The following is a 12897-nucleotide window of genomic DNA, read 5'->3' on the forward strand; positions in this document are numbered from 1 at the left end:
TAATTCAGCTCCTTGTGAGGGTTTTGGCGCGGGAGGTCGGGTAACCGCCCAGGCCACGGGGTACAACGATTAGTGCGGACATTGCCCAGTAGATGAGCCCGGCTGCGACGGCTGCGAGCAGCGAGGCAGTGGTGTATTGGAAATATCCTGTGTGTTCAAAACTCAGCGGGTTGAAGGTGACGGTGAAGATCGCAATGCCGATCACCGTTGCCGCCATCGCCGCGATGTTGTAGCCGCCGGTGAAGTAGTAGACCGACGACTTGTCTTCGATGAAGAGTTGCTTGAGGTCCACGCGCTGCCGGCGCAGGAAGAAGTAGTCGACAAGCATGATTCCGGTCAGGGCGCTGTAGATGGCCGCGGTCCACACCAGGAACGTCATGAAGCCGTCGTAGAGACCCGGAATGGCAAACATGACAATCACCGGGACAATGCAGAATCCATAGACGAGCCATTCCCATGACACGTTCTTGAGCAGCGCTCCGAACATTTGCCGCAGTCCCACGACTGCCGTGTAGAGGATGTTTGCCATGCTGGTGATGTTCGCGAAGGCGATGAACACCAGGACAATGGCGCTCAGCCACAGTCCCCCGGTTTCGGCCATCCACTGCGTCGGGTCGGCGTTCCCGTACTTGATGGCTCCGATGAGTCCCACGGCTTCACCCAGGCTGGCGGCGAATCCGATCCCGATCAAGTTGGGCCAGAACGCCGTGCGTTCGTTCTTGGTGATGCGGGACAGGTTGCCGATGTACGGCCACCAGGAGAAACCGGCGGCGATGTTGATTTCAACGGCGATCATGAAGTTCACCGCGTTCGAATCGAACGGCCGGGCCAGCGCCTCCAGGGCAAGCAGATCCGCGAGCGAGGAATCCGAAAGGAACAGCCAGATCATGAAGCCCATGACCAGGATCAAGGCGGGGGCAACGATGACGTTGAACAGCTTGATGGAGGTCGGACCCTTGGCCACGATGTAGGCCGTCAGCGCGATGGCAATGATGGTGATGACGTAGATGTACGGTGCGTTCGGATCCGGTTCCCGGTCGCTGACGACACTAATCGCGGAGTCGATCGAGCGGCCGAACATGGTCCCCAGGACCACCAGCCAACCGACCGTCAGCAGGATCATTGCCACCGTGTAGATCACCCGGCTGCCGTTGTGGCCGAATACGCTGCGCATGAACGTGTATTGCTCGGTTCCGTACTTGCCGGCGCTGACCGATACGGCAAGCCCCACCAAGAGGACGCCCAAGACGTTTCCCAGGATGATGGCGACGAGGCCGCCCTTCACGTCGACAACGAGTGCCAGCGATCCTCCGATGAGAAAGCCCCACGTGGCAATCGCGAGCGCCGCATTGGCCCACGTGTATTCCCAGAATCCCCACAGCCGCTTCGATGGCGGCAACGGGGCCCTTCCTCGTTCTGCTTCAATGGTGTAGTCCATTGCGAATCCTCTGTGATCGGTACCCCCCAACCAGGGGTTTTGGGCAGTGAAGGTTGCTTACTGATAAATCAGGACCAAGGCATATGTCACGACGAGCAAGACGCCCACCAAGATGTACTCGGCTTTGGTGAGCTGCCCGGGCTGCCGAGTGCCTTCGCGCTCGGCGAAGTAGGTGCACACCCTGTCACGTTCGGCTTCAAAGCCCGCGAGATCCAGCTCATCTCCGGCCCCTTCAACTTCTTCGCTTGTTTCGTTCATTTCTCGCCATTCCTTCGCTTTTTCGCCTGGAAACCAAGAACAAGTTCGATCACCCAACAAGATTTATGGGCAGCGGCATCCACGCACTTGTGGGCCATCGGGAACTTGGTGAGGCATCCAGATTCAACGGTTCTCAAGGCTGCAGCCTCGACCAACTCGTGTTCTGCAAGTCACATTTCCATCGTGGTGCCACCATGTGATCCGCACAACATCAATACTGTAATCAGCTCGATTTTGCCGCTGTTACACTTTGTAAATGACCCTAACGATTCGCCGAGTTCTAGGGGTTACGGCGGTCAGCGACGGACATCCCCGGGTTCTTGGCCAGGCACGACTCCTTGATACCCCGGTACGCAGCATCCACGTCACGGAGTCCGCGGATTTGTCCGGACTCCTGGAGGGCGGGGAACTGATTCTCAGTTCAGGCCTGTCCTTGACGGCATCTCCGGAGGCCACCCGGGACTTTCTGGACGGCTTGGCCGCAGCAGGGGCCGCCGGGGTGATTTTCTCTTTCCTTTCCGATGCGCCCGAGGTCAAGAAGTGCCTGGAATTCGCCGCCGAAACGGCGGAGATTCCCGTCGTCCTGCTTGATGACCGGGTCCGCTTTGTGGATATCACCGAGACCGTGCATCGACTCATCTACTCCGCCGCCAGGGGGTTGAGCGGCTTGGATGCGGTATCGAATTTTCTTTCATCCGCATCCGCCTCGCATCTGGAGCCGAGGGAACTGTTCTGCTCAATAGCAGACATGCTCGATGCACCCCTTGTCCTCGAGGACTCTCTGTCCACGGTCGTCATCCACCAAGGCCTGGATCCGGAGCAGATGCGGCGATTCATCCAGGTACCCGCCGTTTCGAAGGGATTCGGAAGCGGTGTCCGTGTCGTCGGCGACGAGACCTGGTTGGTCTACCCCGTCATCGGCCATGGCCGGAAGCTGGGGCAGATTGTCTCCACCTTGGGAGCCGGGAACCCGCGCGCCTCCCTGCGCATGGAGAAAGTTGGTGCGGCCTTTGGCGGATTGCTGCCCAACGGCTCCGCCGACTTGGCATTGACCCGGCAGGAGTCGCTCTCAACCATGGTCAAGAAAGTTCGCTCGGGCGAAATCCGAAGCGAAAAGGAAATCGTGCTGCACGCGGCGATGCTGGGCGTGGCATCCGTCGACCTGTTCGTGCCCATCGCCATCAACTTCAGGCAGCGCGGCAGCGCCACGTCGGTGCCGGCAGGCCCGGATCTGGCAGCCATTACCGCGAAACTGCAGGACACGCTTCGCGGTTCCCGGTACCCGGCGTTCGCCTGCGATTCCGGTGCGAACGGGGTGGGCATCGTCCTTTGCCTGCCCGCGGCGGCCGATGTCGAGGCGGCCCTGTCGGTCGTCCACGGAAGCATCGGCCCGGTGCTCGGCGCCGACGGCAACGACCGCTCCTGGACGATGGGTGTGGGAACGGCGAGCCCGGAGCTGGGACGCACCGCCTTGAAGGGACTGGACGAGGCCTGCCGCGTGGCGCACTCGGCGTCGACCATGGATCATTCCGGGGCCCCGTACCACCGCGCCAGCGACCTCGGCTTCCGCTGGCTCATGCAGCGGCTGCTGGACGTGGAGGAAAGCCACACCTACGTGCACGACCAACTCGCGCCCTTCCTGGACGAGCCGGAGTACATGGACTTCATCGAGACCTACCTCCAGACCAACGGCAGCATCGCGGAGTTGTCCCGGGCGCTGCATCTGAGCCGGCCGAGTGTCTACGCCCGGCTGCGCAGGATCGAAAAGGTGCTGGGCCGCGAGCTGACCGATGCAGACACCATGACGTCCCTGCACCTTGCCGTCACGCTTTACCGGCTGGGTGTCCGGGGGTAGTCCCCTGCCGCGCACCGGGAACCGGTCGCGGGCGAACAGCAATCGCAGTCGGCAACCGCGTGCCAACCAGGGAAGTTCCCCGCAAATGCAGTACGACCCGCCCGAACCAGGTTTTCGGGCGGGTCGTACTGTCTGTTCGTGGTGTGCCGCTACAGGTTGGCGCTTTCAAGGGCCTCGACAGACCTGACGCAATCGGGGCAACGACGCAGTTCGTCCTTGGATGCGCAGTCCGCGCAGAACAGACGCAGGTTCCGGCAGGAAAGGTTCGAGCAGTTCTCAAACTTGTTGGTTGGCGCCTCGCAGCCAACGCACTTGCCGATGGTCACGGCGTCGTCGCTGAACTCCATGTGCATGCGCTTGTCGAAGACATACAGCGAGCCTTCCCAGAGGCCCTTGTCGCCGAAGGTCTCCCCGTAGCGGACGATGCCGCCCTGCATCTGGTAGACCTCGGTGAAGCCGCGGTTGACCATGAGGGCCGAAAGCACCTCACAGCGAATTCCGCCTGTGCAATATGTCACAACAGGCTGGTTCTTCATGTCATCGTATTTGCCGGATTCGATTTCGGCGATGAAGTCGTGTGTGGTTTCGACGTCGGGAACGATCGCGTTCTTGAACTTGCCGATCTGGGCCTCGAAGGCGTTTCGGCCGTCGAAGAAGTGGACCTCCTGGCCGGCGGCCTTCTTCGCCTCAACCAGTTCGTGCAGGGCCTCGGGCTTGAGGTGCATGCCGCCGCCGAGCACGCCGTTGTCGTCGACCTTCAGCTCGCCGGGGGCACCGAAAGACACGATTTCATCGCGGACCTTCACGGAAATACGCGGGAAATCCTCGGCCGATCCCTCGGACCACTTGATATCCATCTTCTTGAATGCCGGGTACTCGCGGGTGGCCTTGACGTACTGCTTGACGGCATAGATCTCGCCCCCGACCGTTCCGTTGATGCCGTCCTTGGAGATGATGATGCGTCCGCGAAGACCCCACCTCTCTAGGAGCGTTCGCTGCCAAAGGCGCACGGCCTCGGGGTCGGCGAGTGGGGTAAAGGCGTAATACAAGACAATTCGGTTCTGCGACACGCTGTTAAGCCTAGGTGCAAAATCCCATTTAAGGCATCCGAAGTGTCAACCGTCACCGGGACGTTCGAGTGTTTCAAGCGTGCAACAGTTCACCTCAATGCAACCCATCGGGCCTGTTCAGGAGGTAGGGTCGAGCTATGGGATCTACTGCAAGCGATGAACTAATTGGTACTTGGGTTACCGGCTGGGCTGGTGCACGAGGTTATGAGAACCGACACGAGGGTCGGGTCCATGCCGCCCTGCGCCACGATACTTCCGGTGACTGGGAGTACGTTATCTATGAGCCGTCCAATGAAGAATTGGTGGCTGTTGCCGAGACGCTGCACAAGCACCCGAAGCGTCGACTGACGGCATTCGCGAACGAAATCGCCTCGCTCATCGAAGCAGCCCAGGCTGCCGGACTCAACGTGGTCAATTCCGAAGAAGTACTCATGGTCACCGAGATGAGTGGCCACGACGTCGAGGAACCGCGTCCGGCGGAAGGGTTCGCTTTCCAGATCGAACGCGACAACACCCACGCCTATGTCTCAATCCACCCAGTGGACGACCCCGAGGTTGTTGCCGCAAGCGGCCACGTGTCCGCAGTCGAGGGTTTTGCGATCTTTGACCGCATCATCACCGCCCCGGACTTCCGCCGTCGCGGACTGGGCAGCCTGATCATGCGTGCCTTGGTCTCCCTTGCCTTGGAGCACGACGTCGAGGAAGGCCTGCTGATCGCCTCGGTCGATGGCCAGAAGCTCTACCAGTCGCTTGGCTGGACCAATCTGGGCAACGTCGTCCTCTTCGAAGGCAAGCAAGACGCCTAGCTGCAGAAATTTTCGTTTGGTGGTGGGTCTTGCCTTGGCAGGGCCCACCACTTTTTTGTCACCCAATCAGCGGCTGTCGCCGCGGGATGCCACAATGATTCGGTGAACGCTTATTCGGAACAGATCGCCTTGTTGGGCCACGGGCCAACGCCCTCGGCACTGCTCCATTCCCGCACCGTCCAAGCCCGCGAAGCGGTCACCGGCCCGTGGCCCGGCTGGGTCCATCCGGAGGTTCGCGAGGTCTTTGAACGCACGGGTGTCAGCGCCCCGTGGCTGCACCAGGTCCAGGCGGCGGACCTTGCCCACCGGGGTGAACACACGATCATCGCCACCGGCACGGCCTCGGGCAAGTCATTGGCGTACCAGTTGCCGGCCCTGAACGCCATCCACACCTCGTCCCTGGAAAACCAGGCAAGCCTGATTCCCCAGGACGGCACCGTGCTCTATCTGGCGCCCACCAAGGCCCTGGCAGCGGACCAGCTCTCCGCGATTACGGGTTTCGGCCTCTCAAGCGTCCGGGCCGCCAGCTACGACGGCGACACGGAAGTCTCCGCCCGACGCTGGATCCGCGACCACGCAAACTTCATCCTCTCCAATCCCGACATGCTGCACTTCGGCATCCTGCCGAACCACACCTGGTGGGCCAGGGTCCTGCGCCGGTTGCGCTTTGTCATCATCGACGAAGCGCACTCCTACCGCGGTGTCTTCGGATCGAACATCGCCAACCTGCTGCGCCGCCTGCGCAGGATCTGCGAACACTACGGGGCGAATCCGGTCTTCATCGGCGCCTCCGCCACCAGCGCCGATCCCGCCGCGTCCTTCTCCAAGCTCATCGGCGCCACGGCACAGGAAGTCACCACCGATTTCTCGCCCAAGGGCGCACTGACGATCGCGCTCTGGGAACCCCCGCTCACGGATCTGCACGGTGAAAACGGGGCTCCCACCCGCCGCACGGTCGTTGCCGAAACCTCGAACCTGCTCGCCAACCTGGTCTGCTCCCACGTGCGAACGCTCGCCTTCATCAAGTCTCGGCGGGGGGCCGAAACCATCGCCACGATCACCCGCAGCATGGTGGACCAGGTCCACCCCTCGCTGCCCGATCGAGTCGCGGCCTACCGCTCCGGCTACCTGCCTACCGAGCGTCGCGAGCTCGAGGAACAATTGCGCAACGGGACGCTGCTGGGCGTGGCATCAACCTCGGCACTCGAACTTGGCATCGATGTGGCGGGCCTCGACGCAGTGTTGGTGGCGGGTTGGCCCGGCACCAGGGCCTCGTTCTTCCAACAGATCGGCAGGGCGGGGCGCGCCGGACAGGACGCCTTGGCCGTGCTCGTGGCGAGCGACGACCCGCTGGACACCTATTTGGTCAACCACCCAGAGGCCATCTTCGAAGCCGGCGTCGAGGCGACGGTGTTCGACCCCGAAAACCCCTACGTGCTTTCCGGCCACCTCTGCGCGGCGGCCGAAGAGCTTCCGTTGCGCCCCGAGGACCTTGCGGCGTTCGGTCCCTCCGCCCACGGATTGCTTGACTCGCTGGTCGCGCGCGGATTCCTGCGTCGTCGGCCGGCGGGTTGGTTCTGGACGCATCCGGAACATGCCGCCTCGATGGTCAACCTGCGCGCCGACGGCGGCGGGCCCGTGAGCATCATCGAATCCGACACCGGTGCGCTCCTGGGAACCATGGATTCGCCGCAGACCCACTACCAGGCACACACCGGCGCCATATACGTGCATCAGGGTGCCAGCTACGTGGTCGACGAGCTGAACGAAATGGACCATTGCGTCATGGTGACCCGGGCCAACCCGGACTTCTACACCCAGGCGCGCGACATCACCACGGTCGAGGTCAAGGACATCGAACGAAGCGTGCAGTGGGGCCCGATCACCGCAAACTTCGGCGACGTGGTGGTCACCACGCAGGTGGTGTCGTTCCAGCGCAAATCGGTCATGAGCAACGAAATACTCAGCGAGGAGCCGCTGGATTTGGAGGCCCGCGACCTGCACACCAAGTCGGTGTGGTTCACCATTCCCGAAAAGCGGTTGATCGCCGCGGGCATCTCCCCCGAGGAATTCCCCGGTGCACTGCATGCCGCCGAACACGCGGCCATCGGCTTGCTGCCGCTGGTCGCGTCCAGCGATCGCTGGGACATTGGCGGGGTCTCCACCGCGCTCCACATGGACACCTCCATGCCCACCATCTTCGTCTACGACGGCCACCCCGGCGGGGCCGGATTCGTGGAACGCGGATACGAAAAGGCCACGGCCTGGCTGGGTGCCACCCGGGATGCTATTGCTGCCTGCGAATGCGCCAGCGGGTGCCCGTCCTGCGTCCAGTCCCCCAAGTGCGGGAACAAGAACAACCCGCTGGACAAGCACGCCGCGATCCGACTGCTCTCGGCCATCCTCAGCGAGGCGGCGCGCTCGGCCTGAGGCTCCCGCGGCCGTCCTACTCTGCCAAGCGCCAGGGCTGCGGCGGCGGGCCCGCCCGCGCCACGGCAACCGCATGGCCCACCGGCGGAAGCCAGCCAACCATCGCGACCGGAACCTTGACGGCGATCTTCACGATCTCGCCGCTGGTTCCCTGCCTGCTGCATTCGGTGAGTACTGCATGGTTGGCCTGGGCAGCCTGCTCTGCAACGGCACACGGTTCGCCCGGCACCAGGAAGCGTGCGGCATCGGCACCGGCCAGCGCTGCTAGGTCCGCGGCCGTGGCCGCCTTCGACGCAGCATGGCCGGTGGCGGACAGCATGAGCACCACCACCAGCGCGAAGAACGCCAGGAAGACGACCGCGACCATCAGCACCGTCCCGTTGCCTTCCTCTGCCTCCCTGCCTGCCTCGGAAGCGCTTGTCCGCCTCATGGTTCGGTTTCCTTCCTGGCCGATGCTTCCGCGGTCAAACGGATTTCTCCCAACAGCGGCAGGGCCACGCCGGAGGCGACAAACACCTTTGCGTACCCGGCCCCCGACCCCAGGGTGACGTGCAGGTCGGTTCCGCCAATGCGCAGGGCAGTGGCGATGGCTTCGCCCGCGTCGGTGCCGCGGGCCAATTCCCGCGCGGCGGCGCTTGCTGCCTGCTGGATCCGAACTTGTTCCCCGCCGAGCATTCCCGCGGCGGCCACGACCGTGAGCAACAGTGCAACGGCCGGCAGCAGCACCGCGACTTCCGCGGTGCTGCTGCCGGCTTCCGGATGCGTTGGCATGCCCATGGTCCCTAGAAGGACAGCGCCTGACGGATCAGCCCCATGAGCATTCCGCGCACATCGCCGCTGGAGAGAATGCTGACCAGCAGCCCGGCGAAGGCCACGGCCGCCAACGTGACGATGGCAAATTCCGCCGTGGTGCTGCCATCCTCGTCCCCGGTGACATGCAGATCGATGTGCCCCGGCGATACCAGCTCGACCTCGTGTTCCATGTGCTGCCTGCCTTTCCTTGTTGCGATTTTTGGGTGTGTTGCTTGTTCACGAGCGCTCCGGCCGTTGGGTCCGGAATCGCACACCTTGAGTCTGGCGCCGCGGCTTCCGGGCCGGGCCCCGCCGGTGCGGCGTTGGGGATATCCGGCGGACGGTTCACGCTGTTTGCGCTGTGCGGGGAAGCCACGGAAAGGCGCTCAGAAGTCCGGCAGCAGGGAGATGACGATGGGAACGACTCCGAGGCAGACAAAGGCCGGCAACGCGCACAGACCCAGTGGAATGACGAGCTTGATGCCGAACTCTGCGCCGCGTGCCTCGGCCTCGCGGATCTCTCGCTTCCGCCCCGAGGCCGCCGCCGAACGCAGGAGCTTGGCCGCAGGTGCCCCGCTGAGCTGGGTGAAGCGCAGCGACGGCTCCAGTTCCCGAACCGCGTCGGGCACCTGGCGCCAGGCCCGTTCCCAGTCGACGTTCAACTCCAGCGCCCGGGAAACGCGCGTCAGCGGCGCATAGCCGGGCACGTGCCCGCCCACGATTTCCAGCACCGACCGTACCGGCAGCCCGGATTCCAACAACGTTGCGCACATTTCGAGCACCAACGACGGTGATTCGCGCGGCCCCGCGGGCGGCGCTTCAGGCCGGGTGCGGTCCGCCTCGGCGGAACGGGCGGACGGGTTCCCCGACCACATCCAGAGAGCCAGGCCCGCCAAGAACCCTGCCACCAGGTAAGCCATCACGAGGGAACCTGCCTCACGATCTTCACCAGCATCAGGTGGCACCACCAGCGGTTCGCCAGCCACAGCAGCACCCCGGCGACCAGCGCCAGCCTGCCCACGGGGTGAACGGTGAGCACCGCCAGCGGGTTGATGCCCAGCAGCTGGCCCAGGCCAAGACCCACGAGCGGGAGGAAGGTGAGCAGGCGGCTGGTGGCCCGGGGTCCGGCGAGCGCGGCATCCAGGGCCCGGCGCATGTCGGCCGAGTTCTCGAGTTCCGCCGCGAGCTGGTCGAGCAGCTCGGCCAGCGCGGCACCCGACTGTTCCGAAATGGCGAAGCACCAGGCCAGCCTCCCCCACAGCCGGGAACGGTGATTGCTTGCGGCCGCGTGTTCCGCCAGTCCCGCCCGCAGCGTGCCTCCGGTGCGCATTTGGGTCAGCGCCCTGGCGCACCCGGCGTGGATGTCGCCGCCGGCGCTTCCCCTGTCATCGGCCCAGATTTTCTCCAGCAGTTCCAGGGCAGCGGCGTTGGAACAGCCCGCACGCAGCAACGCCGAAAGCTGGCGGATGAGTTTCCCGTACTCCTCCGCCTCGTGCGCTTCGTCGCGGGCCGGGCGTCGGAGCGGGAACCCGAATCCCCTGGCACGGATGGCGGGGTCCGCTGGTGCGCCCCGGCCGACGCTGCGCGGGCCTGCCTTGTTCCGGCCTGCGTCGCCCGGGCGCCGGAAGAGCCAGACGGCAAGCCCCGTCAGCATGGTGGCACAAAGGATCGTCACCATGGGCTGGCCGCTCCCCGGGACTGCAACCGTCCGCGGAACCAGTCGAGCGCCTCGGATTCCTGGGCGGGCGCCCCGAGCTCGCAGATGACCTGCACCTCCAGCGTTCCGGCGGGGTTTAGTACCAGCCGCCCCAGTTGCACGGGGTGCCGGACGCCCGTGCGTGCGTCCCTGGCCACGTGGATGAGCAGGTCCAGGGCGCTCACCGTCTGCAGGGTGGTGGCCTGCGGGTCCATCTTCGCCAGCGCGCCCATGGCGAGCAGCCGGGCCGGCACTGCCTGGACGCTGTTGGCATGCACCGTCCCGGCGGCTCCCTCGTGCCCCGTGTTCATGGCACCCAGGAAGTCACCGATCTCCGCTCCCCGGCATTCGCCGACGACCAGACGGTCGGGCCGCATGCGCAGGGATTGGCGCACCAGCATGTTCAGGCCGACCTCTCCGGCGCCCTCGACGTTGCCGCCGCGCGCCTGCAGGCCGATCAGGTGGGGATGTTGCGGCGTGAGCTCCGCGGAGTCCTCGACAACGATGATGCGTTCGTTTGCCGGCACCCCGGCAAGCATGGCCGCCAGCAGCGTGGTCTTGCCGGCACCCGTGCCGCCGCTGACCAGGAAGTTCAGCCGGGCGGCGACGATGGCTCGCAACGCCTGCAACCAATCGGGGCGGGCCGGGTCGATCAGCACGGCCAGTTCCGGGCGCACGGTCCGTTTCACGCGCACCGAGATCAGCGTGCCGCCCGTGGAGATCGGCGGCAACACCGCATGCACCCGGTAGTTGCCCAAGGTGAGGTCCACGAAGGGTTGTGCGTCATCCAGCCTGCGCCCGGCGGCGGCCGCAAAGCGCACGGCCAGGGCCCGCAGGGCTGCGGGGTCGGAGAAGCCGGATCCGCTGGGTTTCAAGCCTTCGGCCCCGTCGACCCAGATCCGGCCCTGTCCGTCGACCAGCACGTCGGTGACCCCGGGCTGCCGGGCGAATTCCTCCAGCAAACCCAGCCCGTGGATGTCCCGGCTGAGGTTTTGGACCATTTCGGTGGTGGTGCGCGATCCGATGACGCTGCCCGTGGCCTGGACGGCCGAGGCGAGATCCACCTCGCTCAGTCCCCCGTCCCGGCCCAGGGCGCGCAGCCGCACCTGCTCGAGGACCTCCGGACTGGTCACCGCCTGCCCGGCCTCCGGGCCCTGTTCCCAGCGCCGGCGCCCGGTGCGCCGTTCCGGGGTGCTCATGCCGCCCGGTCCAGGGCCGCCCGCTCCGGCGCTCCCAGCGAGGCGATCCTGCGCCGCAGGGCGGTGCGGGCCAGCACGCCCATCAGCCGGCCCTCCGCGGCCGCGCGTTCAAGGGGCTTGAGCCGTGGCAGGTAGCCGCCCAGCGGCAGGCCCAGCCCGTGGGCCAGGGCCCGGGTGTCGGTTCCGGCCTCCAGCCTGCCGGTGAACACCACGGACCAGTTGGCTCCGGCCGCCCCGGGGATACCGCGATTCGACGCGCAGCGGGTGGGCATGACAAGCAGCCGCTCCCCGCAGAGGGCAAGCACCCCGGGCAGCACCGCGGGCAGACGGCCGGCGTCGATGACGATGTGTTCGTAGATGCGCCGGGAGGCCGCCAGCACCGACACCACCAGCGATTCGTCCGGCACGAAGCTGCCCGGTTGGCGCACCCAGGAGAGCACGGCACTGCCCTGCGACAGCGGCAGGATCTCCGCCAGTTGCCCGGGGGCCAGCGCCCCGCGGCTGTGCTCCAGGTCCTCCCAGCCGATTCCTTCCGGTTCCCTGGGGCGCAGCATCGGCCACAGCCCCGTGGACGTCCTGTCCGCGTCGATGAGCAGCGTCCGCTGCCCGGCCAGCGTGTGGGTGGCGGCAAGCAACGCTGCAAGGGTGCTGGTGCCGGCTCCCCCGCAGCCGCCGGCCAGCAGCGTGATGCGCGCGGCCCCGCCGTTCAACCCGAGTTCGCCCAGGTACTCCCCCAGCCAAGCCGCCGCCTGCGGAAGCACGGCAACCCTGGCCCCGGGGCTGCGGGCCGCGGCACGCCAGAGCACGTCCTGGTGCTCCTGGACCCCGGTGAGCACCAACCGCGCCCCGGGAAAGAAGCTTGCGGCCTCCCCCGCGCAGTCGTGCCCGACCAGGATGGTCTCCTGCCGGTGCGTGCGCGCCTGTTCGGTCTCGCGGCACTGGACCAGCTGCACCCCGGCACCCAGGGCGATCAGCGCGATCGACTGGGCCAGCGCCGCGTCGCGGGTGAGCAGGATGCAGTGCGCGGACTGCGACTCCCGGGCCACGGGTCGCGGTTCCGGCCGGGGTTCCGCCCAAGGTCCGGTCCGCGGTTCGGGGAATGCGTCCGGCACGCCGGTCCGATCCTGCGCTTGCAGGTGCTGCAGCGCGGCGCGCAGCGCGGGGTACTCGGTTGCCCCGGCGCCGCGCTGCGGTCTCCGGGGCGCGCCGGCGACGAACCGTCTCTGCTCTTCCATGCACCCCAGTGTGGGGCGCGGACCGGGACCGGCGGCCGGGCCACGCGCACGCTGTGGGCCCGCACGGAACGCCGGGTTCCCGGTGCGGGAAAGTCGCGGACGCGCCGCGCCCTGCGCC

General features: G+C 65.8%; 13 protein-coding genes. 3 read left to right on the forward strand and 10 right to left on the reverse strand.

The window, feature by feature from the left end; all coding sequences use genetic code 11:
* Positions 1 to 4: 4 nt before the first annotated feature.
* Together ACFY5D_RS07225 and ACFY5D_RS07230 are read right to left on the reverse strand one after the other, a co-directional pair.
* Entirely contained in the window at positions 5 to 1438 is a 1434-nt protein-coding gene (locus tag ACFY5D_RS07225) for a purine-cytosine permease family protein (protein ID WP_387526998.1), read from the reverse strand.
* A gap of 57 nt (positions 1439 to 1495) precedes the next feature.
* A complete protein-coding gene (locus ACFY5D_RS07230; RefSeq protein WP_387527001.1) occupies positions 1496 to 1696 on the reverse strand; it encodes a hypothetical protein in 201 nt (66 codons plus the stop codon).
* 256 nt (positions 1697 to 1952) lie between these two features.
* Between ACFY5D_RS07230 and ACFY5D_RS07235 the strand changes: the two genes are divergently transcribed.
* Positions 1953 to 3551, forward strand: coding sequence for a PucR family transcriptional regulator (locus ACFY5D_RS07235; protein WP_387527004.1), 1599 nt, complete (start codon positions 1953 to 1955; stop codon positions 3549 to 3551).
* Between the two features lie 149 nt (positions 3552 to 3700).
* On the opposite strand, the gene ACFY5D_RS07240 is transcribed toward ACFY5D_RS07235, so the two are convergent.
* On the reverse strand, positions 3701 to 4621 hold the full coding sequence (locus ACFY5D_RS07240; protein WP_387527007.1) for a rhodanese-related sulfurtransferase: 921 nt from the start codon (positions 4619 to 4621) through the stop codon (positions 3701 to 3703).
* 302 nt (positions 4622 to 4923) lie between these two features.
* Between ACFY5D_RS07240 and ACFY5D_RS07245 the strand changes: the two genes are divergently transcribed.
* Both ACFY5D_RS07245 and ACFY5D_RS07250 read left to right on the forward strand, forming a co-directional pair.
* Positions 4924 to 5427, forward strand: a complete 504-nt coding sequence (locus ACFY5D_RS07245) for a GNAT family N-acetyltransferase (RefSeq protein ID WP_387527010.1) — start codon at positions 4924 to 4926, stop codon at positions 5425 to 5427.
* A gap of 102 nt (positions 5428 to 5529) precedes the next feature.
* Positions 5530 to 7857, forward strand: a complete 2328-nt coding sequence (locus ACFY5D_RS07250) for a DEAD/DEAH box helicase (RefSeq protein WP_387527013.1) — start codon at positions 5530 to 5532, stop codon at positions 7855 to 7857.
* A gap of 16 nt (positions 7858 to 7873) precedes the next feature.
* Here ACFY5D_RS07250 and ACFY5D_RS07255 read toward each other — a convergent pair whose 3' ends face one another.
* The 7 genes from ACFY5D_RS07255 to ACFY5D_RS07285 form a co-directional block, all read right to left on the reverse strand.
* Complete coding sequence (locus ACFY5D_RS07255) at positions 7874 to 8287, reverse strand: Rv3654c family TadE-like protein (protein ID WP_387527016.1); 414 nt, start codon at positions 8285 to 8287, stop codon at positions 7874 to 7876.
* A complete protein-coding gene (locus ACFY5D_RS07260) occupies positions 8284 to 8628 on the reverse strand; it encodes a TadE family type IV pilus minor pilin (protein ID WP_387527019.1) in 345 nt (114 codons plus the stop codon). Before ACFY5D_RS07260 ends, ACFY5D_RS07255 begins: the two co-directional genes overlap by 4 nt.
* A gap of 11 nt (positions 8629 to 8639) precedes the next feature.
* Positions 8640 to 8840 (reverse strand): DUF4244 domain-containing protein, encoded by a 201-nt coding sequence (locus tag ACFY5D_RS07265; protein WP_387527022.1) that lies wholly within the window; start codon positions 8838 to 8840, stop codon positions 8640 to 8642.
* 195 nt (positions 8841 to 9035) lie between these two features.
* A complete protein-coding gene (locus ACFY5D_RS07270) occupies positions 9036 to 9569 on the reverse strand; it encodes a type II secretion system F family protein (protein WP_387527619.1) in 534 nt (177 codons plus the stop codon).
* On the reverse strand, positions 9569 to 10327 hold the full coding sequence (locus tag ACFY5D_RS07275) for a type II secretion system F family protein (protein WP_387527025.1): 759 nt from the start codon (positions 10325 to 10327) through the stop codon (positions 9569 to 9571). Before ACFY5D_RS07275 ends, ACFY5D_RS07270 begins: the two co-directional genes overlap by 1 nt.
* Positions 10321 to 11544 carry a TadA family conjugal transfer-associated ATPase gene (locus ACFY5D_RS07280; protein WP_387527027.1) on the reverse strand — a complete coding sequence of 408 codons (1224 nt, stop codon included), beginning with the start codon at positions 11542 to 11544 and terminating at the stop codon, positions 10321 to 10323. The genes ACFY5D_RS07275 and ACFY5D_RS07280 overlap by 7 nt, the downstream gene beginning before the upstream one ends.
* On the reverse strand, positions 11541 to 12779 hold the full coding sequence (locus tag ACFY5D_RS07285; protein WP_387527029.1) for a hypothetical protein: 1239 nt from the start codon (positions 12777 to 12779) through the stop codon (positions 11541 to 11543). The genes ACFY5D_RS07280 and ACFY5D_RS07285 overlap by 4 nt, the downstream gene beginning before the upstream one ends.
* Positions 12780 to 12897 lie beyond the last annotated feature (118 nt).

The organism is Paeniglutamicibacter sp. NPDC012692 (assembly GCF_042901625.1).
GTDB lineage: Bacteria > Actinomycetota > Actinomycetes > Actinomycetales > Micrococcaceae > Paeniglutamicibacter.